Here is a 22997-nt window from a genome sequence, read left to right as displayed (position 1 = left end):
GGGTTCTTTTTTTTTGCAAAATTGGTGCAGATAGCATGAAAAAAATGTTAAAAATTTATATTTTTTGTTTCATATTGCTGTAATGATGCCGTTTCATAGGTGGTTTTGTTGAAAAAGTCGGTTTGATAAAAGTATTTATTTTTGTTAGAATTTTATTGAAATTAAGAAGATGTGATGGGGCAGAAATTACTCATTTTTATGTATATGTGAAAAAACGAGCAAGACGGGGGTGGAAGTGTGGGATATCGATGTTATAGAATGGTATACCATTTAGAAAACGGAGAAACAATTAAAGATGTAAAAGAATTTTGTTATCGAGACCAAGGGAAAGTGTTAGAAAGAGTAGCGCATCGTGTAATGGATAATAGAGAAGTGACAGCGATTGATAAACAAGGAACAATCATTTCAATAGCGTGTGAGGACATTGTAAAGGTAGAGCTCGATTACATAACAGAAAGTTAACCTTGAGTCATATCGAATTATTCGATACAATATACTGTTGAATGGTGAAGTGAAAAGAGAGGAGTTTATCATGGGTAGTACAAGACACTTTTATATGTTTATTTTAGCGTTTGTTCTTGTTGTGGCGTTAACGATTTATTTAATTGTTGATAGCAGCTGGTACAATACAGTTCATCCGGCATTCCTTCTTTTTATGTATGTAGGAATTGCGGTTGTTAGTTTCGGAATGAGAGACGAAATGTTAGATCGCTTTGAAAAGTGATACATATACGAAAGACCAACAGGAAAATGTTGGTCTTTTTTTCTTGCCAAAAATTTCAAAAGGTACCTTCTTCAATAACGACAATATGAAAGTAAGAGTTTATAAACAGAGAGGCTATTCGGTATAACATCTTTCGGAGTATGTAATATAAAGCTGAAAACGATGATGAGAACGAGAAATAGGAAAAATAAAAATAGGATATGTTTATGTATAGAATTTTGCATATCATCCACTCCTTTTTTAGGTAGTATGTCCAAAGGAAAGAAGGGTATGAGAAAATTTAGGAGGGAGAACGATGGGAAAACGAAAATTGTTATTTGGAATAGGGGTAATATTTTTTTCAATTGGCCTCATAGTATCAAATGTTTACTCAGATATACCATCGCCATTTCCTAAATTGCATAAAGGGATTGGTATGAGTGTTGCCATAGTTGGTCTGCTTTGTCTTATCGCATCAAATTTCTATAGAAAATCTAAATAGACATAAAAAAGGACAGTTACTCTTTTTCAGAGGAACTGTCCTTTTTAAATAACTTGTTCCAAATCTTGGCGATACTCCATATAATCACGATAGTAATGGAGGCAATAATTGACCAAGCGATAGATGCAATTTCAAGTGCCATGTTAGGAAGGAACGTAAGAATGGATAATACTTTATGAAACAGCCATTCTATTATATGAAAACTTATTTGTAGTAGAATGACGATCCCGAGTGTGATCCATGTTAATATTTGTTTTCCTTTTTCTTTCCACATGACATTCACCTCACGTTAGCTTAATAGTTTTAAGCCAACAGCGCCGCATAGAATGCAGCTTAAGAAGGCAAGGCGGCGCCAATCCGCTGATTCGCGGAAAATAAGAATACCTAGAAGTGCACTTCCGGCAGTTCCGATTCCAGTCCAAATTGCATAAGCAGTTCCCATCGGTAATGTATCCATTGCAAGGGATAAGAAGAAGAAGCTTACGCCGAAGTTAGCGATTAAAATAATTTTTGGTGCCCAGCCTTTCTTTTCAGTGGCTACTTTCATAAAGAGTACACCAATAATTTCACAAATACCAGCTAGAATTAAAAATACCCAAGCCATTTTATGCAGCCTCCTTCGCTTCTTTTTCTTCTGTTACTCGTTTTAAGCCGATTACTCCGAAGAAGATTAAACCAATTAATAAAACTTTTACAATAGAGAAAGGTTCTCCGAAAACAAAAATCTCTGTAAGAACGATTCCGCCTGCTCCAATCCCTGTAAAGACCGCGTACACAGTACCAACAGGTAAATCTTTATAAGCTCTAAATAATAAGATGAAACTTACTGTAATTAATAGAGCAACACCCGCCCATTCTAATGGAGCCTCCGCGTGTTTTAGTCCAATCACCCAAAAAATTTCAATAATACCAGCTAATATTACATAAATCCATGCCATATGTCATTTCTCCTTCCTACCAGTCGTTAGGTAAAGGGCTTAAAAACGACGCATTGCAAAGGAGCAATCCGTCAGTTTGAAAGTCCGCGCCAAAATACTTTCCAAGAAGCGTCTAAACGTGTCTCAAAACGATTTAAACCTGCGAATAGTAGTTCGACCATAAGTCCGTCCAGTAAGCATAGAAAAGCTTCTAAAGCGTCTTTCACTTCAATATTATGCAGTTCACCTTGCTCGTTTGCCCGTTTAAATACAGGTAATAAAAGTTTTCCGACGTTTTCGATGTGTATATTCGCTTTATCAATAATTTGTTCACGAAATGCATCCGGCGGAAAATAAGAAGTTCGTAACCAAAACATTGATTCTTCACTTTCGCCAAATCGTTTTGCATAACCTTTTAACAAACTTAAGAGTAAGTCTTCGGTGGACGATTTTGAGAAGTTTTCGATATCGTCTGTGAAGCTCTGCAAATCTTTTTGAAGAGCGGATTCTAAGCATGTGAAATATAACTCTTCTTTTCCTTTAAAGTGTGCGTAAATCGATGGTTTTTTAATCCCAACTTCTTGAGCAATATTTGCTAATGAAGTTCCTTCGTAGCCGTAGCGTGCGAAATGAGAAAGTGCTATAGCTTTAATGCGGTTTGCTGTCATTTTCATCCCCTACCTACCGTTCGTTAGGTTAATTATATGAGATGAAAATTATAAAGTCAATGGGGAAACGTTGAAAAAAAGAGCACTATAGTTAGCACTCTTTTTTTAGACCGTTTTTCGCTCAATTAAATGGAATGAAAGTTCTTCTGAGCTTCCGATAATTTGTTCGTCTTGCATCTGTTTATGGAATAAAGAAAAAGCACGTGATCCCATCGTGAGGCCGGGATGCTCAATAGTTGTAATTTCTAATGCTTTTGAAATTTCATGATTATCGAATCCAAGGATAGCGAGGTCCTCAGGGACGCGAATGCCATGTTTTTTTGCTTCTGTTAATAAACCAGCAGCTACTTGATCATTCGCTGTGAAAATAGCAGTTGGACGATTTGTCATATTTAAAATGCGTTGAAGTATTTTTGCCCCGTCCTGCATCGTATAGCATTGATGAAAAATCCAATCAGGGTGCACTATTTTTCCTTCGTGACGAAGAGTATCGGCGAAAGCTTTTTCACGCTCGATTGAATTAACACTTGTTTTTCTTGCTAAACAAATGCCGATTTTTTCATGACCTTTACTTAGTAAATAGGAAGTACCGAGACGGAACCCTTCATAATGATCTACATAGACAGATGAAATGAGGGGATGTTTCATTTTTTCACATGAAATAATGGGAGCGAATTTTGCAAACGGTTCAATTTGTTCCCATGAACTCGTTCGAGAGCAAATAATTATCCCGTCGAATTGTTTCATTTTCATCATTTCAAGAACGCGAATTTCTTCAATACTATCGTAATTCGTTTGGCACAAATTAATATGATATCCAGCTAATAATGCTTCGTTTCCGATTCCTTCAATAATGGTGCTAAAATACGGGAGATTAATGAAAGGTAGCATAACGCCAATTGTATATGTTTTACCTCTTATTAAATGGACTGCATTAATATTTTTTGCATAGTTCAATTCTTCAACTGCATCTAGAACACGCTTACGTTTTTCTTCTTTTACGTAAGGATGATTATTAAGGACACGGGAAACCGTTGATATGGATACACCAGCAGTTTTTGCAATTTGTTTTATATTGGCCATATGTATCACCTCTTTATTTATTATAAGGGAAAATAATAAGAATGAAAAAATCTTGACCTGAAAAGCTTTTCACAATCTATGTTATAAATATGACTTCCGTTATTCGCGTAACCTTTTTATTTGGGCGTAAGAGTGGCGAGGTCATTTTTGTATGTCCACAAAGAATTTTTGTCAAAATGTGTGAGAATAACTTGGAAAGTTTTCAAAGGAGGAGTTTGATTGTAAAGCGAATATGAAGAGAATATAAACGCTTCGTTCGTTAAGAGAGCGATATGAAAGGGCGGAAACAAATTGAAAAAAGGAATCATTTGTTTCGTGTTTTCTAGTGTATTACTTAGCTCATGTTCATTTCAGCAAACGATGCAAGAAGAAAAAAAATTTGTGGGAACAACAGGAGGGGCTATGGATCGTGTTACTGATCCTATGCCGCTAAAGGAGCTTCCGAAATATTTTCCGGCGAAGTTTAAGGTTCCAACGTTTTTACCTTATGACATTACGAGTGATGTGATGGGGGAGGTAAGAACGATGGGAAAGAAGAATGCTGTCGTAACGATTAAATATAAGCAACAAGAGAAAGGAAGGCACGACTATATAGAATTAACAGTGGCAAACTTTTCTTACAGTTTTCCATACCTCGTAGAAGAGAATCGATTTCAAGAACAAATGAGGTTGAATAATGGAGCACCTGCTTATTTTAAAAATAAGGATGATTACGAACGAGGAGACGAATTTGCTACGCTTATATGGAAAGAGAAGGGGATTGAATATCAGCTATTATATCGTAATATAGATGAGAAAGATGAAGATGTGATCAAACAGAATCTACTGTACATTGCGAACAATATGGAATAAAAAAACTAGCTGAATGATACAGCTAGTTTTTTGTATGTTATTTCTTTTTAATTTTGCCTGTCCAAGATTTAAATCCACCTTGTAATTGGTAGAAATCTTTGTAGCCTTGTTTTTTTAAGTATTGTGCTGCACGACCTGTACGGAATCCGCTTTGGCAATATAAATAAACAGGTTGATCTTGGCGAAGTTCTTTGTAGCGAAGGCGAATTTGTGATAATGGAATGTTACGCGCGCCTAAAATATGTCCCGCGTTAAATTCATCCGCTTCGCGAATATCGATAAGCTGTGCTTTACGGTAGCCAGCGCGAAATTCTTCTTCTGAAAGTGTTTTAATTAATTTTTTCTGATAGAAATACATCCATACAGTGTAGCCGATGAATGCTACAATTGCGACCAGTATAATAATCAAGTTTGTTGACACGATTCTATCGCTCCCTTTTTTCTTATCCTACTTTCAATATTATAATGACCATATGTATTTATGCAACAGATTCATTTGTATATAAGAAGAAATTTCGTATTCTTTCACAAATTTTGTCGAATTTGGTAGACTAGAGAATGTGAAAAATAATTGGTTATATGAGGTGCAGGATGGGAAAAGAAAAATGGTGTTATATTAACTCTGGTCAATGTTCACCGGCATTTAATATGGCGTTAGATGAATGTTTATTAAATTGGCAAAGTGAAAAGAAAATGCCACCAACAATTCGTTTTTATGAATGGGAAGTACCAACATTAACAGTTGGGTATTTCCAGCGTGTTGAAAAAGATATAAATATGGATGTAGTTAACGAAAAGAAATATGGATTCGTTCGTCGTCAAACAGGCGGCAGGGGTGTACTACATGACAAAGAATTAACGTACAGTGTTATTGTGTCTGAAGATCATCCGAATATGCCAAAAACAGTTACAGAAGCATATCGCGTTATTTCGCAAGGCTTATTAGACGGGTTTAAGGCATTAGGATTAGAAGCGTATTATGCAGTTCCGAAAACAGAAGCGGATCGTGAAAATTTGAAAAATCCGCGTTCAGGAGTATGTTTTGATGCACCGTCTTGGTATGAAATTGTAGTTGAAGGAAGAAAAATCGCAGGTAGTGCTCAAACACGTCAAAAAGGTGTTATCTTACAACACGGTTCTATTCCGTTAGAAATTGATTTAGATGAGTTATACGACCTATTTTTATTCCCAAATGAGCGAGTGAAAGAGCGCATGAAGAACATGTTTTCTTCTAAAGCGGTAGCGATTAACGAATTAACAGATCGTACATTTACGATTGAACAGTTAATTAAAGCGTTTGAAGCTGGATTTGAAAAAGGATTAGATGTAGAGCTTGTACCGTATGAACTAACAGAAGAACAACTTCATGAAGTTCAAACTTTAGCAAAAGAGAAGTACGAAAGTAATGATTGGAATTATAAAAAATAAGGAGATGGCGACCGCCATCTCCTTATTTTTATAGTAAATTAAGTACTTTTTCTACTTTGATTCCTTTATCTTGTAAAGAACGAAGGCGGTTTACAACGTCCATAATTTCTTTGTCGAATGTAACGCTAATACCTTGGTTTTGTAGTTCTTTTTTTAATCCTTCAATAGAATCATCTATGTCGATGCCAAGCTCGTAATCTTGACAAACTTCAATTGTCTTTTTCACGAGTTTCACATAATTTTCTTGTAGTTTTGAATTTGTTTCAGTCAAAGCAGGTTGCTTCGGTTTTGCAGGAGTAACCGGCGCTGTCTCTTGCTTTGTAACTGGAGTAGATACTACTTTTTTCACAGGTGCTGGAGTAGATAGTTCTACAGCCGCTTCTACACTTACTGGCTTCGGTGTTGGTACCGGAGTAGGTTTAGGTTCTGCAGCAGGTGTTTCTACACGCATAACAGGCTTTGGAGCAGGTGTAACTGCTTTTGGAGCTTCTACAACCACTTCTTTTTTCGGAGTAGCTTCTACAACTGTTTCTTCTTGCTCAGCAGCTTCTTTATTTTCTTTGCTCCACATAACGCGTTCAATTTCTAGAGAAACATTGTTTTTGTTCATCGCTGTTAATGTAACTTTACCAACTTCAGCGTTCCCAGTGAAATCAACAATTTTATAAATGACACTCTTGTTCCAATCCACGTTTCCGCTCAAAAATAATTCTTCGTTACATTTCGGCGTTAAGCCCTCGATTTTAATTTCTGCGTTTACACCGTTTTCACTATATACCATAATTAGCGAAGCATTTACATCTTCGTCTGCTAACATTAGTTCACGTACCATTTTGCCGGTGCGTACTTGCGTTTTCTTCTTAACTGACATCAAATTTCTCCTCTCAAAAATTCAGTAATAATAAAAAAATCGTATAACGAAAAATAATTGCTCACGAAGATTTATGATACCGATAATAAAAGCATCACGTCAACAATTAACTTTAATTATTTTGCATTTTTCTTATTTTCTTTATGAAATTTTTCAATTTGTAAAATTAGACAGAAGAAAAACAGCCTGTTGAAGGGCTGTTAAAAATTTGATTTTTTGTATAGTAGTTTATATAAAATATAAAATAGAATAGCAATTAAAGTATTTTGCCAAAAGGTAAGATGATAAATGAGATAAGGTTGCTTTTTAAAATAAATATTTAAGAATACAGACGAACAAAATGGAGTGGCAAATGCGAATCCAAATAGAATTCTTCTTTTCCAATTCATCTTTTGATTAAAGGAGTAACGCTTTAATAAATATAAAATAAATAGTATGCCTAGTACAATTATTGAAACAGACAAAGTAGTTCCAGGGATGCTAAAAGCTGGGCTTAATTGTTCGGTATTCTTTCCGAAGATTAAAATGAAAAGCGAAACAATTGCATCGATTCCAAACTGTATAGCAAGAAGTAAGCTAATAGAAAATCCAATTAAAGAACTTTTTTCTAATGTTGTTTGGGTTGGTAAAGCTGATATAAGCTCATCGCAATAAGATTGTAAATCATCACCAAAGATATCGTAAGCATTTTTGTTTTCTGTTTGTGCTTCAATAAGATGATCTAATATTTCTAGTAAAAGTTCCTCCATTTGTTGTTGGGGTACGTTGGATATTCGGAGGTATACTAACATATCACCGTAAGCAGCTTCGTTTTCAGGTGTTAATAACTTTCTTTTTTCATTGTTTAACTGAACCATTTCTTTTTCGGTCATAATCTCGTTACTCCTTTTTAAAGTCTAAGTATTCTTTTTTGAAGAAAAATTTATATAGTGCATAGCAAGAGATGGCAAGTAAAGTGCCAATCCAGGGTGAGATTTGTAATGTAGTATAAGGCTGTTTAATAAATAAAAAGGAAATACCGCTGATTAGTATCCAAGGGCTATGTCGTATAAAAAAATGTCCTATATGTTTCAAAGTGTTTGTTGATTTATTAAATAAATCGGTATTGATGAAGTTGAATATAAAACGTATGACAAGATGTATGGATATAGTAAATACGAATAGAAAGATGAAATCGATGTGTACAAATTTAAAACGTGATTCATCTGAAAATAAAGGTAATACAAATGCGATTATGGACGAAATAGTAAAGTATATTGCTAACAGGTAACTAGTTATAAATAAAGGAATTGATAATTGTTCCCATAAGATTTGCTTTGGTAAGGCAGAAATTAGCTCATCACAGTAAACTTGTAAGTCGTCGCCAAAAATATCATAAGCGCTTTTTTCTTCTTGTTGAGCTTCAATAAGGTGATCTAGAATTTCAATTAGTAATTCTTCTGCTTGGTATTCTGGTACTTTGGCTAAACGAATGTATATTAACATGTCGCTATAGGCAGTTTCATTTTCTGTAGTTAATAATTTGCGTTTTTGATTATTGAGTTCAATTAAATCTTTCGCCTTCATCCCTATCACTCTTCCTCTCCCTGTAATAAGTTGTTTACCGTCGTTGAAACCATTCCCCAGCTTTTTTTGAATTCTTCTAGTTGTTCTAATCCTTTATCGGTTACGTGATAATATTTTCGCTTTGGTCCAAGTGTAGAAGCTTTTAATGTTCCTTCAATTAGCTTTTCTTTCTGCATGCGTAACAATAAAGGATATATGCTTCCTTCACTTACGAATGTAAAGCCATGTTTATTTAATTTCGTGCTTAGTTCATATCCGTACACTTCTTCTTGTGAAATGATATATAGAATGCAACCTTCGAGCACACCTTTTAACATTTGACTGTGCATGATTTCACCACCTTTTGTTCAGGTAACTTGTTGTGCAAGGTAGCTGTTAATTGAATTATAGCACCCCAGTAACTTGCGTAGCAAGTTACTGGGGTGGGAAAACTTTAAAAAGTGTTATTCTTCTTTTACTGCTCATACTAAAGTGAGGGGGAGATTACACGAAACCATTTATGCCAAAGCTCGTTTATTTTGAACCAGGAACATCACCATTTGAAGAACGCATTGAGGCTGCTCGTAAAGTAGCAGGGGCTGGTTATCCAATTAGCTTTATTGTTGCACCAATTTATATGCATGAAGGGTGGAAAGAAGGATACCGTGAATTGTTTGAACGATTATACAATGCGTTGAAAGATATGAAGATACCAAATTTAACGTTCGAATTAATTCAACATCGCTATACAAAACCGGCAAAAAAAGTCATTCAAGAGCGTTTTCCAAATACGAAGCTTGAAATGGATGAAGAGAAGCGGAAATATAAATGCGGACGATACGGTATTGGGAAATATGTATATAAAAAAGATGATGCAGAAGTATTGGAAGGAACAATAAGAGGTTATATATGAGTATTTTCCTGATGCAGAAATTCAATATTTTACATATGGGGAATCTGTATTCTTTTTTGTTTTACGTATTTAGGCTCGTTTCCACCTTGTCACGTTATTCTTTCTGGTGTATCATTTTATTGATTGCTTCGTACGGAATAAGCAAAATGAAATTGGATGGAGGAAACCGATGCCTACCCCTAGTATGGAAGATTATATTGAACAAATTTATTTGTTGATTGATGAAAAGGGTTATGCCCGCGTATCTGATATTGCTGAAGCGCTTAGTGTACATCCATCCTCTGTAACAAAAATGGTACAAAAATTAGACAAAGACGAATATCTAATTTATGAAAAATATAGAGGGCTTGTATTAACATCAAAAGGTAAAAAAATCGGAGAACGTCTCGTATATCGTCATGAATTGTTAGAGCAGTTTATGCGTATTATCGGTGTGGATGAAAGTAAAATTTATAATGATGTAGAAGGAATTGAACATCATTTAAGTTGGGAAGCAATCGATCGCATCGGTGATTTAGTGCAATACTTCGAACAAGAAGAAGTTCGAGTTGAGACACTTCGTGGTGTTCAAAAAGCAAATGAAGAGAAAAGTAATTAAGGGGAACGTGTGGCGTTTCCTTTTTTATTTAAATCGAAAAGGGCGGGAAAATAATGAAAGCAATTATTTTTGATTTTGATGGATTAATTGTGGACACTGAAACAATATGGTTTCACTCTTTCAGAGATGCTGTTCGTGAATACGGTGGAGAGTTACCCTTAGAAGAATTTGCAAAATGTATTGGAACGACAGATGAAGTGCTTTATGCATATTTAAAAGAGCAATTGAAAGAAAAATTTAACGAGCAGGCATTAAAGGAAAAAGTAACAACTTTACATAAAGAGAAAATGAAAATACCAAAAGCACGTGACGGGGTAAAAGAATATTTAGAAGAAGCGAGAGAACTTGGGTTGAAAATCGCATTAGCCTCTAGTTCCTCTAAAGAGTGGGTTGTTCGTTTTTTAGAAGAGCTACAGATTAGAGAGTATTTTGAAGTGATTAAAACGAGAGAAGATGTCGAGAAGGTAAAGCCAGATCCAGCTCTTTATAGGATTGCGATAGAAGAATTAGGAATTGAACTGTCAGAAGCTGTTGTATTTGAAGATTCATTAAATGGATTGAAAGCAGCGATTGCAGCCGGATTAAAATGTGTCATCGTGCCTAATGATGTGACAAGAAATTTACAATTTGAAAACCATCACCTTCGTATCGAAAGTATGAAAGAAAAAAGTTTGAAAGAAGTGCTGCAACATATAAAGTGAAACTTTAATCAGTGGGAGGTTCTCATCCCCACTGATTATAAGCCACACTAATCGTGAAAAAAAGACCGTATTTCCTAAAAGGAAGCACGGTCTTTCTTTTTGTTTTTTTTACCTTCAATGACAGTTAAATGAGATTGTTTTCTTTTTCGTTTCAACGATGAAGAATTACCCTTTTTCCCCTTGTCATCAGAAGCATTCCGTTTCAAGAAAGAATTGCTTAGGGGTGCTACATTTTGTTTCCCGTGTTTGCGGTTCGATTGTTTTGCAGCACGCTTATATGAGCTTTGCGAATTTGCAGAACCACTAGAATTTGTAAACATTTTGTAGAGTAAGTAAAAGATACCGACGACAGCCAACATGATACCAATGTTTTTTAACACTCCCATTGGATCTGTAATAACAGATGAAACAAGGCCGAATATTGCTAATCCGATAATAAGTACAAATATAGCGAATGTAAACGAACGACCGTTCATAAGGGACACCTCCTAAAAACATATATTAAAATTAGTATATTAACGATGAGGAAAGGAGTTGAACACCATTTTTAAATAATTATTGTTTGTTTTCTAAACGTAATAATTCTTCAAACGATGCGATTGCAACTTCCGCTTGATCATCTGTTGGTTCTTTCGTTGTTAATAGTTGCAGCCATAATCCGGGATATCCAAGTACTCGTAAAACAGGAATATCTCGTAATCGATTGGTAAATTGTAATACTTCAAAAGAAATGCCGAGAACAACTGGAATTAATAAAATTCGGTTTACTACCCTGGCCCAAAGCGGATCTGTAGGGACGAGGAAATAGACAAACATTCCAATAATGACCGTAAATATAATAAAGCTACTGCCACAGCGATAATGGAGGCGAGTTTGCTTTTGAACATTTTCTACAGTCAGTGGAAGGTTATTCTCATAAGCATTGATTACTTTATGTTCTGCACCGTGGTACTGAAATACCCGCTTAATAAGTGGGGTTAAAGAAATAAAGTATATATAGCTCAATAATAGCATGAGCTTAATGACACTTTCGACAATGATTTGCCCCGTATGAGATGGGAAAATCGGTCTCGTTAATTCAGCTAAAAGTGCAGGAACTGCTGTGAAAATTACTTTACCGAATATGAACGATAAAACGCCAACTGCTGCAACTCCTAATACCATCGTTAATTTTGATTGTTCTTCTTTTTTATTTGCAAATTGTTCATCATCTTCTGGGTGGACATCAAATCGTTCTGAAGCAAAGTTTAAATGTTTCGCTCCATTCGCACTTGCATCCACAATAGCGGCAATACCTCGTAAAAATGGAATTTTCTTTAGTATAGATAATGCTTTATTACGAACGCGTGGTAAACGATAAAATTCAATCGATTTATCTTTACGACGAACCGCTGTAACAGTATATTCTCTACCGCCAAACATAACTCCTTCTATGACTGCCTGTCCGCCATATATTTGTTTTGACTCTTCTGCCATGTTAACACCAACCTGTATTTGTTTCTCTCTTATGTAGAAAAAGAGGCAATTGTCGTACTTGGTTCTGTCAGTTTGAAATAAGACAATCACCGAGTTTCCTTTATTTTATCGACAAATACAAGCGGATGACAAGGGGAAATGTTACGAGAGTCGGACATTTCTTATTCTTTTTATAGACAAATTTTGCAGGATTTAAACATGCTTCAAAATAGTTTCGGGCATACTATTGAGCGGAGGTGTCAATGTGAATCAAGAACAATCAACAATAAGGAATTTTGTACAGATTGGTTTATTTGGTGGCTTATTTTGGGGAGGTATATGGTATTTCCTTCATATATTTTCATTTACAGAAGCTGGCCCTAACTATTTACTTTTACCGTTTGCATTTGGGGATTGGAAAGAAGGGGTTTGGGGGAACGTGCTAGGTATCGTTTGTATGGGACTCCTTTCAATTTTAGTGGCATTTCTCTATAAAGCTCTTTTTAAAAAGTTTGAAGGAGTATTACCTGGCATACTATACGGTTTATTTTGGTGGGCGTTATTATTTTTGGGGATGGGGCTAATGGCACCCGTTATTAAAAGTGCACTTCATTTACCGAAAGGAACAATTGTAACGACAGTATGTATCTTTATATTATATGGTGTTTTTATTTCGTATTCTGTATCATTCGAATCGAATAATACAAATAGAGGAGAAGGGCTCGAGAAGACAAACTATTCAAATAAGTGATTCCTATGTTAAAATGTCGTATAGACATTCTTTAATATTAAGGAGTTTTAAGAAAATGAAAAAGTTACTCCTCGTAAACGGTCCTAACCTAAATCGTCTTGGTGTCAGGGAAGTAAATGTATACGGAAAAGGAACGTTAGCGACGCTTGAAACAGATATGAAACAAGAAGCAGAAAAAATGGGAGTGGAGTTAGAATGTTTTCAATCGAATCATGAAGGAGCTATTATTGATATTATTCATGAGGCGGATGACATATATGAAGGAATCATTCTAAATCCGGGTGCATTTACGCATTATAGCTACGCGATTCGGGATGCTATCGCAAGCGTTTCGATTCCAGTTATTGAAGTACATATTTCTAACATTCATCAACGTGAGTCGTTTCGTCATGAATCTGTGACAGCGGCTGTTTGTGCGGGACAAATTGTTGGATTTGGTTTTTATGGCTATAAGCTAGCGCTATTTGCATTAATGGAGAAATTGAGGGAGGCATAAAGTAATGGAAAAGATCGAGAGATTAAGAAGTGCGTTTGATGAGGCTGGTATTGACGGTATCGTATTAACGAATGAACATAGCCGTAGATATATGGCGAATTTCACAGGAACAGCTGGAGTTGTACTAATTTCAAAAGAGCGTGCTCTATTTATTACTGATTTCCGTTATGTAGAGCAAGCTAGTAAGCAAGCGGTTGGATATGAAATCGTGCAGCACACAGGCCTAATTCTTGATGAAGTTGCGAAACAAGTAAAAGAACTTGGAATTCAAAAGCTAGGCTTTGAGCAAGATACCCTTACATATAGCTCTTACGTAACGCATAATGAAGCGATTGAAGCTGAATTCATCCCAACTTCTGGGCTTGTAGAAAAGTTACGCTTGATAAAGACTGATTCAGAGATTAAGATATTAAAGGAAGCTGCACAGATTGCAGATGCTGCCTTTGAGCATATTCTATCATTCATTCGCCCGGGAGTATCTGAAATTGAAGTGTCAAATGAACTTGAATTTTTCATGAGAAAACAAGGAGCAACATCTTCTTCGTTTGATATTATCGTTGCTTCAGGTCTTCGTTCGGCATTACCGCACGGCGTGGCATCTGAAAAAGTGATAGAAAAAGGAGATTTCGTTACATTAGACTTCGGCGCTTATTACAAAGGATATTGCTCTGATATTACTCGTACGATTGCAGTCGGTGAACCATCTGATAAATTAAAAGAAATTTATAATATTGTTTTAGAAGCACAACTACGTGGTGTGAACGGTATTAAAGCTGGTTTAACAGGCCGTGAGGCTGATGCATTAACACGTGATTACATAACGGAAAAAGGATATGGTGAATACTTCGGACACTCTACTGGTCATGGAATCGGTCTTGAAATCCATGAAGCACCAGGTTTAGCGTTCCGTTCTGATACAGTACTTGAACCAGGTATGGCTGTAACGGTAGAACCAGGTATTTATATTCCAGGTGTTGGCGGGGTACGTATTGAGGATGATATCATTGTAACGAGTGAAGGTAATGAAGTAATAACGAAATCACCAAAAGAACTTATTATTTTGTAATACACAGGAGGATTTTTTTACATGATTTCAGTAAACGATTTTCGTACAGGTTTAACAATTTCAGTGGACAATGCCCTTTGGCAAGTACTTGATTTCCAACACGTAAAGCCAGGTAAAGGTGCTGCGTTCGTTCGCTCTAAACTACGTAACCTTCGCACAGGATCTGTTCAAGAGAAAACATTCCGTGCAGGTGAAAAAGTAGAAAAAGCACACATCGAAAACCGTCGTATGCAATACTTATACGCGAGCGGTGAGGCTCACGTATTCATGGATAACGGAACTTATGAGCAAATCGAACTTGGTGAAAACCAAATCGAGCGCGAATTAAAATTCCTAAAAGAAAACATGGAAGTATCTATTATGACATACCAAGGTGAAGTACTTGGTGTTGAACTTCCGAACACAGTGGAATTAAAAGTGTCAGAAACAGAGCCTGGTATTAAAGGTGACACAGCTTCTAATGTAACAAAACCAGCTACATTAGAAACTGGTCTTGTTGTACAAGTACCAATCTTCATTAACGAAGGCGAGATGCTTATCATCAACACTGGTGAAGGTAAATACGTTTCTCGTGCATAGTAAAAAAGCACTCGTGATAATCACGAGTGCTTTTTTTATAGGAAGTAAGGTAAATAGTAAATGGCAGTTATAACAAAACTAACTAAGACAAGTGAAAGAGTACCCGCTATGTATGGTGTGAAAACGATTTGAAATGGTTTTATTTCACCAGTCTCAACACCAGTTAATGTCTTACTTACTGCGTGATCTGTAATGTTATTTCTATGGTTACTCATAATAATTAACCATGCAATTGCAAATATTGCTAAGCTACCAAGGAAAAAGGTCTCCATAAATGACCAACCGACCATTTTTGAAAAAAGATAAATAAGAGCTAAGTCTACTACAATTGTTAAACTAATTTTCAATGCTTTCATATTTTCCCCCCTCATTTTGAACTTCCAACCAATTTAAAAATTTCTCGCGTGATATAACATGCAGTACGCAAGGTGATTTTACTTCCTTTTCTAAAGCAGTATGTTCATCAGGGAAGTTATCTTCCACATGCAATGAAATATAAGGTAGTTTCTCTTGTGCTTTTAAAGAGCGAATGTTAGTCGTTTTAGCACCAGCGAATACGTATGTAAGTTGTAAGTCTAAAAATGCGATTTTAAAGATTTCTTTTTTAGCAGCCTCATTATATCCTTTTCCCCAATATGGATAACCGAGCCAACTTCCGATGTGTGATTGTTTTTGATCATAATTAATATGTTTAAGTGTGGTGAGGCCGATTATTTCGTTTTCTTCGTTTACAATCACTTTTGATAAGGAATGTTCTTTTCGTTCCTCTTCCATTGCAAATAGAATGAATGCTTTTGTATCTTCAACTGTTTCTACTTTTATTCCTAAAGCATTTTTTACATGTGGATCGCTAGATAGTTCAAAAATCGCATTTGCATATCGTAAATCAAGTGGTAATAAAGTAACTCTCTTCATCGTTTATGCCCCTTTTCTATTAAATATACCATAAAATAATATGAATATTCAGATTTAAATGAAAGCAGTAGAGAAAAATTATGTTTTTACTTCTGAAATAGACAACCTCTGCATATGGTTGTACAAATATATTCTTTTTTAGAATTAGGAACTAGCAAACGTTATGGGAGAAGGTGGGAGAATGAAACAGTGGCTAGCGGCAATGGAAACATCCGTACTTGTGATGGGGTTACTTCGTTTGTTTTCAGGTAGCGCGGAAATATTCGCCGCTTTGCTTATGCTTTACGTGAATGATGTGAAAAAAGCATTGTTTATAAATGGTATGTTGGCGTTTGTTGGACCGACCGTATTAATTTTAACAATGACAATTGGTATAGCGAGTGTAGCAAGTGAGATTTCATTCCTGAAACTGTTTTTTCTAGCGCTTGGAATTGGCTGCATTTTTATCGCGTTGTTGAAATAGTAAGTCGAGTATAGTGGGGAGAAGCTTATGAAAGAGGTATTAGAAGTTTTACCGAAAACGATGAAACAGTTAGTTGAAGGTTGTAAGCAATACGATGTCCTAGAGGAAATTCGAGTTCGAATTGGAAGACCACTAGAATGTATCGCACATGGGGAAGTGTTTTTTTATGACTATGTTGCTACAGCGGAAGATGCAATCTACTTATTGAATAAATTAAGTCAATTTTCAATTTACACAATGGAAGAAGAGTTGAAACGTGGATATGTGACACTACGAGGGGGACATAGAATTGGCTTAGCGGGAAAAGTCATTACAGAAAAAAGTGAAGTAAAAATGATTCGAGATGTCTCTTCATTTAATATTCGTATTGCTCGTCAAAAAATAGGGATTGCTGAGCCGCTTTTGCCATATCTTTATGAATCACGATGGTTAAACACGATGGTAATTGGCCCACCACAAACGGGGAAAACAACACTTTTAAGAGATGTAGCACGCTGCATGAGTCAAGGAGTAAGCGCTTCGAAAATTTCTTCTTGTAAAGTAGGAATCGTTGATGAACGATCAGAGATTGCTGGATGTGTGAAGGGGATTCCGCAATATGATTTTGGTACGCGAGTAGATGTATTAGATGCTTGCCCAAAAGCTGAAGGAATGATGATGATGATTCGTTCTATGAGCCCAGATATATTGATCGTAGATGAAATTGGACGTAAAGAAGATAGTGAAGCGATTATGGAGGCGGTGCATGCAGGCGTTCAGCTTTTTATAAGTGCACACGGATTTTCTTATGATGATGTTGTGAAACGTCCATCGTTGCAGGAGGTGCTGGAACTGGGCGTATTTGATAGGTTTGTGGAATTGTCAAAAGCGAGAGGGCCAGGAACGGTTATGCAAGTGAAAGATAGATATGGAAAACCGGTATTACCGCATAGAAAGGCTCAAGGCGTATGGTGAAAATATTTGGTGCGGTATTAATAGTTGCTGTTAGCACTTTTTTCGGATTTTCATACGCTAAGCGATACAGCGAGCGACCGCGGCAGCTTAGGTTATTGAAGGCGGCACTGCAATCATTGGAAGCGGAAATTATGTATGGACACACACCTTTATCTGAAGCGGCTGAGCGATTAGTTAAACAAATGCCAAAGCCGCTAAATTGGATATTTCAAAGCTTTTCGAGGCGTCTAGAGAGCGGGGAACAAACAGTTAGAGAAGCTTGGAATGATAGCTTAAAGGAGAACTGGGCATTAACGGCGTTTAAACAAACCGAGCATGAGATTTTACAACAATTTGGTGAAACACTTGGACAACATGATCGTGAATCACAACAAAAACATATTCGCTTATGTATTACGCATTTGGAAAGAGAAGAAGGAGAAGCGAAAGCTTTACAACTCCAATATGAAAAAATGATAAAGAGTTTAGGAGTGCTAGCAGGGCTACTTATCGTAATTTTACTGCTATAGGGGGGAGAAAGGCGATGTCCATTGATGTTGGATTAATATTTCAAATCGCCGGAATCGGCATTGTTTTAGCTTTCATTCATACCGTACTAAAAGAATTAAAGCGAGAGGATATTGCAAATTGGGTTATCCTTGTCGGTTTTGTCGTCATTTTGTTTCATGTTGCATTTTTAATTAATACTCTGTTCGACAAGATTAAAAGTGTCTTTCTCTTCCAGTAAAGGAGGCGGTTCGAATCGAAATTATACAAATTGTCGGATTAGGCCTCGTTGCTACATTTTTAGCTGCTGTTTTAAATCAGCAAAAATCTAGTATTACATCGTTATTTATTGTGTTCGTTGGTAGCGTAATGTTTCTTCTCTTAATCGATCAAATTCATTCTATCTTGCAAATGATTGAGAGAGTGGCGAGTGAAGCGAAGGTTAGCAACGTATATGTAGAGACATTATTGAAAATTATAGGGATTGCTTATATCGCTGAGTTTGGTGCGCAAATTACAAAAGATGCTGGTCAAGGTGCAATCGCTTCGAAAATTGAATTAGCTGGGAAAATTTTAATTCTCGTTATGGCAATTCCTATTTTGACGGTTGTAATTGAAACAATTCTCGGGTTTTTACCTACGGGATAAGGGGGAGTGAATGTTGAGGAAGTTTGGAGCTAAGCTGCTATTTGCTTGCTTCCTTTTCTTTTCTTTACCGATTGTTGTACAAGCTTCTCCTGTAGAAACAAACGTCGTTGATCAACAATTGGATAAGCTCGGAATTGAAGATGTGAAGCAATTTTGGGACGGGCTTGTTACAAAATATGGAGGCTATTTACCAGAGAGTCAAAAAGGAAGCTTTATGGAGTTTGTAAAGGGAGAAAAAGAATTCTCCATAAAAGAGTGGATGATAGGTCTATTAAAATATTTATTTCACGAGCTTGTTGCAAATGGAAAGTTACTTGGAACGCTCATTATGCTCACAATTTTTAGTGCATTGTTGCAATCACTACAATCTTCTTTTTCAAAGAGTAGCGTAAGTAAAATTGCGGATGCAGTCGTATATATGGTACTTATTATTTTCGCTTTAAATAGCTTTTATGTTGTCATGACATATGCAAGAGAAACGATACAAACAATGGTAGATTTCATACTAGCCCTATTGCCAATTTTACTTGCACTGATAGCAACCGGGGGCGGTGTTGTTTCTGTATCATTTTTTCATCCAATCATCATTTTCTTAATGAATACGAGCGGGCTTCTGATGAATTATATCGTTCTACCACTTTTATTACTTGCAACTATATTAAGTATTGTAAGCACGATGAGTGATCAATATAAAGTTACGAAATTGTCCAAGCTTTTGCAGAACGTTAGTGTCGGGATTATCGGAATCTTTTTGACGATTTTTTTAGGGGTATTATCTGTACAGGGAACAGCGTCAGCCGTTGCTGACGGCATAGCTGTGAAAACTGCTAAATTTGTAACAGGAAACTTCATTCCTGTAGTAGGAAGGATGTTTACTGAGGCGGCGGATACTGTTATTAGTGCATCTGGATTATTAAAAAACACAGTCGGAATTATCGGGCTCGTTATTTTATGCTTAATTGTCGCTTTTCCAGCGATTCAAATATTTTGTATTGCGTTTATTTATAAATTCGCAGCAGCAGTATTGCAACCGGTTGGCGGAGGAGCAATTATTCAATGTTTAGATATTATCGGGCGAAGTATCATTTATGTATTTGCTTGTTTAGCTATCGTATCGTTTATGTTCTTTTTAAGTATCACAATTATTATTGCTGCGGGGAACATTACGCTCATGATGCGATAGGAGGTGAAGAGTATGCAATTTGTTACAGAGTGGATTAGAAATATTATCGTTTTTTTACTCTTGGCGACAATGCTTCATCTTATTCTTCCAAATTCAAACTTACAAAAGTACGTTAAATTCGTTGTAAGTCTATTATTAATTGTGTTAATTTTAACGCCCCTTTTTAAATTATTACAAACAGATGTGAACGAGGTAATCGCAAATTTTAACGAAGAAAAATATGTAACAGATGGATCAGTAAAAAATTCAATAGATTCGAAGAAAAAAGAAATACAAGCTCTAACACGTGCATATAGTTTAGAAGAGATGGCTACCAAAATGAAAAAAGAAGTAGGAAAAGAGTTTGAGAAAAAGTATGGTATGACAGTCTCTGAAATACAAATAGTTGCAGCGGAACATACAGAAGAAGTAAAGTCAGCGAAAGATATTCAATCTGTTGTTGTGACGTTGAAAGAAAAAGAACGTAGTAAAAATGATGCAATCGCAACAGTAAAGCAAGTTGAAATTAATACGAAAGAACCTCCAAAAAAATTAGAAGAAACGAATGTAGAAATGAAAGATTTCTTTTCAAGCAGGTGGCAACTAGAGGATAAACAAATCCAAGTTCAAATGGAAGGGAGGACAGGTAGAGTAAATGGACAATAAAGATAAAAATTCGAAGTTCTCATTTTTTCGAAACTTATTAAATGGAGATGAAAAAGAAAGTAATGAGAAGGGAAAAAAGATAACACCTAAGTTTTTACTTGTCCTACTTATACTTGGGATTTTGCTTATGTTTTCTAGTAATTACTTTTCACCCAAAAAAGAAGAAGTACCTGTGTTTAAAGAACAAAAAACTCAAAACCAAGAAAAGGACGTACCAACTTTCGGACAAAAAAATAACGATAATATGTCAAATGTAGAAAAATATGAAAAAGCGTATGAGCAAGAATTGAAAGCCTCTTTAGAAGAGATAGCGGGAGTAAAAGATGTAACGATTAAAGTAAATTTAGATTCATCTGAAGAAAAAATACTTGAGAAAAATACGGTGAAACGCTCACAAACGACAGGTGAAACTGATAAAACAGGCGGGAAAAGGGAAGTAGACGACGAGTCTCTTGATGTAAAGACAGTCATTATACGTGAAGGTGATAAAGAAACTCCAATTGTTTTGCGAACAGAGAAACCGAAAGTACGAGGTGTTCTTGTCGTAGCAAAGGGAGTGGATAATATACAAATAAAAGCAATGGTAAAAGAAGCTGTGACGCGATTGTTAGATGTGCCAGCTCATCGCGTTTCAGTATCACCGAAAAATTGATAGGGAGGAAATGAAGTGTTAAAAAAACAAACAGTTTGGCTATTAACGATGTTAAGTTTAGTGGTTGTACTATCTGTTTATTACGTGACAACTCCTGAGAAAATGAACAATGCGGCACCAACAACGAGTGAAAAGATGGGACAAGAAAAGCAAGGTGCTGATAAAGCGGTCACAAAAGAAACAACGAAAGAAACTACGAATAAAGAGACAACAAAAGAAAGTACAAGTAAGGAAACTACAAATAAAGAAACAGACAAAAAAGAGAATGCTAAAAAAGAAACAAGTAAAAAAGATGCTAACGTAACAGTTCAATCAAGTGATGAGAGTTTCACAGCTTTACGTATGCAAATGGAAGATCAGCGTAGTGCTGAAAAAGAAAAGTTACAAGGTGTAATGAATTCATCAAAATCTTCAGCAGAAGAAAAGAGTAAAGCGAAAGATAATCTAGATGCAATCACTACAATGGAAACGAAGCAAGAATTACTTGAAACAGTGATTAAGTCTCAAGGTGGATATAAAGATGCTCTTGTAAGAGCTGATGGAACTGATATTAAAGTCACAGTTAAAGCGGCAAAGCATTCACAAAAAGAAGCGAATAAAATTATTCAGCTTGTAAGAAGTGAAGGCGGCTCAAAAGATGTAGGGGTAAAATTTGATCCATCAGTAAAATAAAGTGAACTTTAAATATCCTGTTAATACGGTTTAATTGTAAGGGGCATTTGTACTTTAAATTAGATAAAAAGAATAATAGAAAAAAGCTATCGCTTTCGATAGCTTTTTTCTATTTCATCTTTGTAGTTACATTTAGTATTTTCAATTGGAAACGGGGAAATACGCTGTGAGTAAAAGATTAATGGTTCATGATACTGGTGATTACTTTTTCCGGATTTGACGTGGATGAAGAGGACCAATGTCCAAATCATTACGGCAGGCAAGAACAGAATGAGCCATATCATATGTCCACACCTCACTACAATAAATTTTCTACACTTTGAACATACTATTCTTTTATGAAGGAAGAATGAACGGCGCGTAAACAAAAAAATAATATTTGGTAAAAATATGTTTTTTTACCGTAGATAAAATGAAGAATACTGAGGGGATTACGTATTTACACTGTACAGTTTTGAAAATGTAAAGAATGTTTTTTAGGAAGTGGTCTTGCCAATTTTGTGTGAAACTTGGTATTATTACTAGGTAATAAATTTTTAGTGGAATAATATTTTTACAGGAGTTTCAATTTATAATAAAGAAATATAAATTGGAATGTTTAAAAAATTTATCGTAAGATGGGAATAGTAAATATTTCTATTAGTAAATGTCATAGGAATGAAATGTCTAATAGAATGCATCGTATTTTTACAGTTAATCAATTTTATTGATGCCAATCTGTAAAAACGGGACAAACAAGAGTATGGGAGTGGATTTTACATGTTTAAAATTCAAGAAGTTCGTGAATTAATTAAATTAATTGATAGCTCTAATATTGATGAATTTGAATACAAAAAAGATGGTACAACAATCAAAATGAAAAAACGTGGTAATGAAGTTGTTACTATGCAAACACCGGTAACGAAACAAGTAGTACAACCAGTAGCACCTGTTGAAGTAGAAACAGCAGTAGCGGCAGCGCAAGTAGAAGTGCCAAAACAGGAAGAGAAGAAAGCTGTTCAAAATGAAAATCTACATAAAATCACATCACCGATGGTAGGGACATTTTATTCTTCTTCTTCGCCTGATACACCTCCATATGTAAGTGTTGGGGATAAAGTATCGAAAGATTCTATCGTATGTATTGTTGAGGCTATGAAGTTATTTAATGAAATTGACGCAGATGTGGAAGGCGAAATTGTTGAAATTCTTGTTAATAACGGACAGCTTGTTGAGTATGGACAACCGCTATTTCTTGTAAAAGCGTAATAA

The 22997-nt window shown here is 35.7% G+C and carries 36 protein-coding genes and 1 pseudogene; 22 read left to right on the top strand and 15 right to left on the bottom strand.

Annotated features, from left to right (window positions below):
* The first annotated feature begins 258 nt into the window (after nucleotides 1-258).
* From VK90_RS16920 to VK90_RS16910, 3 genes are all read left to right on the top strand, one after another.
* On the top strand, nucleotides 259-462 hold the full coding sequence (locus VK90_RS16920) for a DUF3929 family protein (RefSeq protein ID WP_000262495.1): 204 nt from the start codon (nucleotides 259-261) through the stop codon (nucleotides 460-462).
* Nucleotides 463-532: 70 nt separating this feature from the next.
* Entirely contained in the window at nucleotides 533-724 is a 192-nt protein-coding gene (locus VK90_RS16915; protein ID WP_000535934.1) for a hypothetical protein, read from the top strand.
* A gap of 295 nt (nucleotides 725-1019) precedes the next feature.
* Nucleotides 1020-1205: a hypothetical protein gene (locus VK90_RS16910; RefSeq protein ID WP_048374171.1), complete on the top strand. Its 186-nt coding sequence runs from the start codon at nucleotides 1020-1022 to the stop codon at nucleotides 1203-1205.
* A 16-nt stretch (nucleotides 1206-1221) separates the two neighbouring features.
* Here VK90_RS16910 and VK90_RS16905 read toward each other — a convergent pair whose 3' ends face one another.
* The 5 genes from VK90_RS16905 to VK90_RS16885 form a co-directional block, all read right to left on the bottom strand.
* Nucleotides 1222-1479 carry a DUF3975 family protein gene (locus tag VK90_RS16905; protein ID WP_048374170.1) on the bottom strand — a complete coding sequence of 86 codons (258 nt, stop codon included), beginning with the start codon at nucleotides 1477-1479 and terminating at the stop codon, nucleotides 1222-1224.
* 15 nt (nucleotides 1480-1494) lie between these two features.
* Nucleotides 1495-1809: a DMT family transporter gene (locus VK90_RS16900; protein WP_048374169.1), complete on the bottom strand. Its 315-nt coding sequence runs from the start codon at nucleotides 1807-1809 to the stop codon at nucleotides 1495-1497.
* Between the two features lies 1 nt (nucleotide 1810).
* On the bottom strand, nucleotides 1811-2143 hold the full coding sequence (locus VK90_RS16895) for a DMT family transporter (RefSeq protein ID WP_025150049.1): 333 nt from the start codon (nucleotides 2141-2143) through the stop codon (nucleotides 1811-1813).
* A 71-nt stretch (nucleotides 2144-2214) separates the two neighbouring features.
* Nucleotides 2215-2796 (bottom strand): TetR/AcrR family transcriptional regulator, encoded by a 582-nt coding sequence (locus VK90_RS16890; protein WP_048374168.1) that lies wholly within the window; start codon nucleotides 2794-2796, stop codon nucleotides 2215-2217.
* Between the two features lie 99 nt (nucleotides 2797-2895).
* On the bottom strand, nucleotides 2896-3873 hold the full coding sequence (locus VK90_RS16885; RefSeq protein WP_048374167.1) for a LacI family DNA-binding transcriptional regulator: 978 nt from the start codon (nucleotides 3871-3873) through the stop codon (nucleotides 2896-2898).
* A 315-nt stretch (nucleotides 3874-4188) separates the two neighbouring features.
* Between VK90_RS16885 and VK90_RS16880 the strand changes: the two genes are divergently transcribed.
* Nucleotides 4189-4725, top strand: a complete 537-nt coding sequence (locus VK90_RS16880) for a hypothetical protein (protein WP_048374216.1) — start codon at nucleotides 4189-4191, stop codon at nucleotides 4723-4725.
* Nucleotides 4726-4762: 37 nt separating this feature from the next.
* Here VK90_RS16880 and VK90_RS16875 read toward each other — a convergent pair whose 3' ends face one another.
* Nucleotides 4763-5146: a rhodanese-like domain-containing protein gene (locus tag VK90_RS16875; protein ID WP_025150053.1), complete on the bottom strand. Its 384-nt coding sequence runs from the start codon at nucleotides 5144-5146 to the stop codon at nucleotides 4763-4765.
* A 170-nt stretch (nucleotides 5147-5316) separates the two neighbouring features.
* Here VK90_RS16875 and VK90_RS16870 point away from each other — a divergent pair, with 170 nt between their 5' ends.
* Entirely contained in the window at nucleotides 5317-6153 is an 837-nt protein-coding gene (locus tag VK90_RS16870; RefSeq protein WP_025150054.1) for a lipoate--protein ligase family protein, read from the top strand.
* Between the two features lie 28 nt (nucleotides 6154-6181).
* On the opposite strand, the gene VK90_RS16865 is transcribed toward VK90_RS16870, so the two are convergent.
* The 4 genes from VK90_RS16865 to VK90_RS16850 all read right to left on the bottom strand — a co-directional run bounded on the left by VK90_RS16865 (nucleotide 6182) and on the right by VK90_RS16850 (nucleotide 8919).
* Nucleotides 6182-7024: a hypothetical protein gene (locus tag VK90_RS16865; protein ID WP_048374166.1), complete on the bottom strand. Its 843-nt coding sequence runs from the start codon at nucleotides 7022-7024 to the stop codon at nucleotides 6182-6184.
* Between the two features lie 200 nt (nucleotides 7025-7224).
* Complete coding sequence (locus VK90_RS16860; RefSeq protein WP_048374165.1) at nucleotides 7225-7896, bottom strand: DUF1048 domain-containing protein; 672 nt, start codon at nucleotides 7894-7896, stop codon at nucleotides 7225-7227.
* Between the two features lie 7 nt (nucleotides 7897-7903).
* Nucleotides 7904-8590 carry a hypothetical protein gene (locus VK90_RS16855; protein WP_048374215.1) on the bottom strand — a complete coding sequence of 229 codons (687 nt, stop codon included), beginning with the start codon at nucleotides 8588-8590 and terminating at the stop codon, nucleotides 7904-7906.
* A gap of 5 nt (nucleotides 8591-8595) precedes the next feature.
* On the bottom strand, nucleotides 8596-8919 hold the full coding sequence (locus tag VK90_RS16850) for a PadR family transcriptional regulator (protein ID WP_048374164.1): 324 nt from the start codon (nucleotides 8917-8919) through the stop codon (nucleotides 8596-8598).
* A gap of 188 nt (nucleotides 8920-9107) precedes the next feature.
* Between VK90_RS16850 and VK90_RS16845 the strand changes: the two are divergent.
* The 3 genes and pseudogenes from VK90_RS16845 to VK90_RS16835 all read left to right on the top strand — a co-directional run.
* Nucleotides 9108-9555: pseudogene (locus tag VK90_RS16845) on the top strand (spore photoproduct lyase family protein); the annotation flags it as partial.
* Between the two features lie 96 nt (nucleotides 9556-9651).
* Entirely contained in the window at nucleotides 9652-10080 is a 429-nt protein-coding gene (mntR, locus tag VK90_RS16840; RefSeq protein WP_002173426.1) for a transcriptional regulator MntR, read from the top strand.
* Between the two features lie 53 nt (nucleotides 10081-10133).
* A complete protein-coding gene (locus VK90_RS16835) occupies nucleotides 10134-10781 on the top strand; it encodes an HAD family hydrolase (RefSeq protein ID WP_048374163.1) in 648 nt (215 codons plus the stop codon).
* Nucleotides 10782-10855: 74 nt separating this feature from the next.
* On the opposite strand, the gene VK90_RS16830 is transcribed toward VK90_RS16835, so the two are convergent.
* Nucleotides 10856-11257: an SA1362 family protein gene (locus VK90_RS16830; RefSeq protein ID WP_002173424.1), complete on the bottom strand. Its 402-nt coding sequence runs from the start codon at nucleotides 11255-11257 to the stop codon at nucleotides 10856-10858.
* Between the two features lie 79 nt (nucleotides 11258-11336).
* Nucleotides 11337-12257: a DUF1385 domain-containing protein gene (locus VK90_RS16825; protein ID WP_002173423.1), complete on the bottom strand. Its 921-nt coding sequence runs from the start codon at nucleotides 12255-12257 to the stop codon at nucleotides 11337-11339.
* 244 nt (nucleotides 12258-12501) lie between these two features.
* On the opposite strand from VK90_RS16825, the gene VK90_RS16820 reads away from it, so the two are divergent.
* Genes VK90_RS16820 through efp form a run of 4 tightly spaced genes read left to right on the top strand, consistent with a single transcriptional unit; the run spans nucleotide 12502 to nucleotide 15128 of the window.
* A complete protein-coding gene (locus VK90_RS16820) occupies nucleotides 12502-12987 on the top strand; it encodes a YqhR family membrane protein (RefSeq protein ID WP_048374162.1) in 486 nt (161 codons plus the stop codon).
* 55 nt (nucleotides 12988-13042) lie between these two features.
* A complete protein-coding gene (gene aroQ / locus VK90_RS16815; protein WP_002111769.1) occupies nucleotides 13043-13483 on the top strand; it encodes a type II 3-dehydroquinate dehydratase in 441 nt (146 codons plus the stop codon).
* A 4-nt stretch (nucleotides 13484-13487) separates the two neighbouring features.
* The gene (gene pepQ, locus VK90_RS16810) at nucleotides 13488-14549 is read left to right on the top strand and encodes a Xaa-Pro dipeptidase (protein ID WP_002173421.1); all 1062 of its coding nucleotides are present in this window, start codon (nucleotides 13488-13490) and stop codon (nucleotides 14547-14549) included.
* A gap of 21 nt (nucleotides 14550-14570) precedes the next feature.
* The gene (gene efp, locus VK90_RS16805; RefSeq protein WP_000626518.1) at nucleotides 14571-15128 is read left to right on the top strand and encodes an elongation factor P; all 558 of its coding nucleotides are present in this window, start codon (nucleotides 14571-14573) and stop codon (nucleotides 15126-15128) included.
* Nucleotides 15129-15163: 35 nt separating this feature from the next.
* Here the strand turns inward: efp and VK90_RS16800 are convergent, their stop codons facing one another.
* Nucleotides 15164-15484: a hypothetical protein gene (locus VK90_RS16800; RefSeq protein WP_048374161.1), complete on the bottom strand. Its 321-nt coding sequence runs from the start codon at nucleotides 15482-15484 to the stop codon at nucleotides 15164-15166.
* On the bottom strand, nucleotides 15465-16043 hold the full coding sequence (locus VK90_RS16795; RefSeq protein WP_048374160.1) for a GNAT family N-acetyltransferase: 579 nt from the start codon (nucleotides 16041-16043) through the stop codon (nucleotides 15465-15467). Before VK90_RS16795 ends, VK90_RS16800 begins: the two co-directional genes overlap by 20 nt.
* A 181-nt stretch (nucleotides 16044-16224) precedes the next feature.
* On the opposite strand from VK90_RS16795, the gene VK90_RS16790 reads away from it, so the two are divergent.
* The 9 genes from VK90_RS16790 to VK90_RS16750 are packed head-to-tail and all read left to right on the top strand — an operon-like array spanning nucleotide 16225 to nucleotide 21746.
* Nucleotides 16225-16506, top strand: a complete 282-nt coding sequence (locus VK90_RS16790) for a YqhV family protein (RefSeq protein WP_048374159.1) — start codon at nucleotides 16225-16227, stop codon at nucleotides 16504-16506.
* 27 nt (nucleotides 16507-16533) lie between these two features.
* Complete coding sequence (spoIIIAA, locus tag VK90_RS16785) at nucleotides 16534-17460, top strand: stage III sporulation protein AA (protein ID WP_048374158.1); 927 nt, start codon at nucleotides 16534-16536, stop codon at nucleotides 17458-17460.
* Nucleotides 17454-17969 carry a stage III sporulation protein SpoIIIAB gene (spoIIIAB, locus tag VK90_RS16780; RefSeq protein ID WP_048374157.1) on the top strand — a complete coding sequence of 172 codons (516 nt, stop codon included), beginning with the start codon at nucleotides 17454-17456 and terminating at the stop codon, nucleotides 17967-17969. The genes spoIIIAA and spoIIIAB overlap by 7 nt, the downstream gene beginning before the upstream one ends.
* Nucleotides 17970-17983: 14 nt before the next feature.
* The gene (gene spoIIIAC, locus VK90_RS16775; protein WP_000020914.1) at nucleotides 17984-18187 is read left to right on the top strand and encodes a stage III sporulation protein AC; all 204 of its coding nucleotides are present in this window, start codon (nucleotides 17984-17986) and stop codon (nucleotides 18185-18187) included.
* A 23-nt stretch (nucleotides 18188-18210) separates the two neighbouring features.
* Entirely contained in the window at nucleotides 18211-18594 is a 384-nt protein-coding gene (gene spoIIIAD, locus VK90_RS16770) for a stage III sporulation protein AD (RefSeq protein ID WP_082147950.1), read from the top strand.
* A 10-nt stretch (nucleotides 18595-18604) separates the two neighbouring features.
* Complete coding sequence (spoIIIAE, locus tag VK90_RS16765; RefSeq protein ID WP_025150065.1) at nucleotides 18605-19777, top strand: stage III sporulation protein AE; 1173 nt, start codon at nucleotides 18605-18607, stop codon at nucleotides 19775-19777.
* 12 nt (nucleotides 19778-19789) lie between these two features.
* Nucleotides 19790-20422 (top strand): stage III sporulation protein AF, encoded by a 633-nt coding sequence (gene spoIIIAF, locus VK90_RS16760; protein ID WP_048374156.1) that lies wholly within the window; start codon nucleotides 19790-19792, stop codon nucleotides 20420-20422.
* Complete coding sequence (gene spoIIIAG / locus VK90_RS16755) at nucleotides 20412-21074, top strand: stage III sporulation protein AG (protein ID WP_048374155.1); 663 nt, start codon at nucleotides 20412-20414, stop codon at nucleotides 21072-21074. The genes spoIIIAF and spoIIIAG overlap by 11 nt, the downstream gene beginning before the upstream one ends.
* A gap of 15 nt (nucleotides 21075-21089) precedes the next feature.
* Nucleotides 21090-21746: a SpoIIIAH-like family protein gene (locus tag VK90_RS16750; RefSeq protein ID WP_048374154.1), complete on the top strand. Its 657-nt coding sequence runs from the start codon at nucleotides 21090-21092 to the stop codon at nucleotides 21744-21746.
* Between the two features lie 86 nt (nucleotides 21747-21832).
* Here VK90_RS16750 and VK90_RS28815 read toward each other — a convergent pair whose 3' ends face one another.
* On the bottom strand, nucleotides 21833-22030 hold the full coding sequence (locus tag VK90_RS28815; RefSeq protein WP_082147949.1) for a DNA recombination protein RecO: 198 nt from the start codon (nucleotides 22028-22030) through the stop codon (nucleotides 21833-21835).
* Between the two features lie 475 nt (nucleotides 22031-22505).
* Between VK90_RS28815 and accB the strand changes: the two genes are divergently transcribed.
* Nucleotides 22506-22994 (top strand): acetyl-CoA carboxylase biotin carboxyl carrier protein, encoded by a 489-nt coding sequence (gene accB, locus VK90_RS16745; protein ID WP_048374153.1) that lies wholly within the window; start codon nucleotides 22506-22508, stop codon nucleotides 22992-22994.
* Nucleotides 22995-22997: the final 3 nt, after the last annotated feature.

This window comes from Bacillus sp. LK2 (genome assembly GCF_001043575.1).
Classification (GTDB): Bacteria; Bacillota; Bacilli; order Bacillales; family Bacillaceae_G; genus Bacillus_A; species Bacillus_A paramycoides.
Note: the sequence above shows the minus strand (reverse complement) of the source record. Positions and strands in the feature narration are given on the sequence as shown.

Coding starts and splice junctions, on each gene's coding strand:
- VK90_RS16920 (WP_000262495.1), top strand. CDS start 259: ATGGTATACCATTTAGAAAACGGAGAAACAATTAAAGATGTAAAAGAA.
- VK90_RS16915 (WP_000535934.1), top strand. CDS start 533: ATGGGTAGTACAAGACACTTTTATATGTTTATTTTAGCGTTTGTTCTT.
- VK90_RS16910 (WP_048374171.1), top strand. CDS start 1,020: ATGGGAAAACGAAAATTGTTATTTGGAATAGGGGTAATATTTTTTTCA.
- VK90_RS16905 (WP_048374170.1), bottom strand. CDS start 1,479: ATGTGGAAAGAAAAAGGAAAACAAATATTAACATGGATCACACTCGGG.
- VK90_RS16900 (WP_048374169.1), bottom strand. CDS start 1,809: ATGGCTTGGGTATTTTTAATTCTAGCTGGTATTTGTGAAATTATTGGT.
- VK90_RS16895 (WP_025150049.1), bottom strand. CDS start 2,143: ATGGCATGGATTTATGTAATATTAGCTGGTATTATTGAAATTTTTTGG.
- VK90_RS16890 (WP_048374168.1), bottom strand. CDS start 2,796: ATGAAAATGACAGCAAACCGCATTAAAGCTATAGCACTTTCTCATTTC.
- VK90_RS16885 (WP_048374167.1), bottom strand. CDS start 3,873: ATGGCCAATATAAAACAAATTGCAAAAACTGCTGGTGTATCCATATCA.
- VK90_RS16870 (WP_025150054.1), top strand. CDS start 5,317: ATGGGAAAAGAAAAATGGTGTTATATTAACTCTGGTCAATGTTCACCG.
- VK90_RS16865 (WP_048374166.1), bottom strand. CDS start 7,024: ATGTCAGTTAAGAAGAAAACGCAAGTACGCACCGGCAAAATGGTACGT.
- VK90_RS16860 (WP_048374165.1), bottom strand. CDS start 7,896: ATGACCGAAAAAGAAATGGTTCAGTTAAACAATGAAAAAAGAAAGTTA.
- VK90_RS16855 (WP_048374215.1), bottom strand. CDS start 8,590: ATGAAGGCGAAAGATTTAATTGAACTCAATAATCAAAAACGCAAATTA.
- VK90_RS16850 (WP_048374164.1), bottom strand. CDS start 8,919: ATGCACAGTCAAATGTTAAAAGGTGTGCTCGAAGGTTGCATTCTATAT.
- mntR (WP_002173426.1), top strand. CDS start 9,652: ATGCCTACCCCTAGTATGGAAGATTATATTGAACAAATTTATTTGTTG.
- VK90_RS16835 (WP_048374163.1), top strand. CDS start 10,134: ATGAAAGCAATTATTTTTGATTTTGATGGATTAATTGTGGACACTGAA.
- VK90_RS16830 (WP_002173424.1), bottom strand. CDS start 11,257: ATGAACGGTCGTTCGTTTACATTCGCTATATTTGTACTTATTATCGGA.
- VK90_RS16825 (WP_002173423.1), bottom strand. CDS start 12,257: ATGGCAGAAGAGTCAAAACAAATATATGGCGGACAGGCAGTCATAGAA.
- aroQ (WP_002111769.1), top strand. CDS start 13,043: ATGAAAAAGTTACTCCTCGTAAACGGTCCTAACCTAAATCGTCTTGGT.
- pepQ (WP_002173421.1), top strand. CDS start 13,488: ATGGAAAAGATCGAGAGATTAAGAAGTGCGTTTGATGAGGCTGGTATT.
- efp (WP_000626518.1), top strand. CDS start 14,571: ATGATTTCAGTAAACGATTTTCGTACAGGTTTAACAATTTCAGTGGAC.
- VK90_RS16800 (WP_048374161.1), bottom strand. CDS start 15,484: ATGAAAGCATTGAAAATTAGTTTAACAATTGTAGTAGACTTAGCTCTT.
- VK90_RS16795 (WP_048374160.1), bottom strand. CDS start 16,043: ATGAAGAGAGTTACTTTATTACCACTTGATTTACGATATGCAAATGCG.
- VK90_RS16790 (WP_048374159.1), top strand. CDS start 16,225: ATGAAACAGTGGCTAGCGGCAATGGAAACATCCGTACTTGTGATGGGG.
- spoIIIAA (WP_048374158.1), top strand. CDS start 16,534: ATGAAAGAGGTATTAGAAGTTTTACCGAAAACGATGAAACAGTTAGTT.
- spoIIIAB (WP_048374157.1), top strand. CDS start 17,454: ATGGTGAAAATATTTGGTGCGGTATTAATAGTTGCTGTTAGCACTTTT.
- spoIIIAC (WP_000020914.1), top strand. CDS start 17,984: ATGTCCATTGATGTTGGATTAATATTTCAAATCGCCGGAATCGGCATT.
- spoIIIAE (WP_025150065.1), top strand. CDS start 18,605: ATGTTGAGGAAGTTTGGAGCTAAGCTGCTATTTGCTTGCTTCCTTTTC.
- spoIIIAF (WP_048374156.1), top strand. CDS start 19,790: ATGCAATTTGTTACAGAGTGGATTAGAAATATTATCGTTTTTTTACTC.
- spoIIIAG (WP_048374155.1), top strand. CDS start 20,412: ATGGACAATAAAGATAAAAATTCGAAGTTCTCATTTTTTCGAAACTTA.
- VK90_RS28815 (WP_082147949.1), bottom strand. CDS start 22,030: ATGATATGGCTCATTCTGTTCTTGCCTGCCGTAATGATTTGGACATTG.
- accB (WP_048374153.1), top strand. CDS start 22,506: ATGTTTAAAATTCAAGAAGTTCGTGAATTAATTAAATTAATTGATAGC.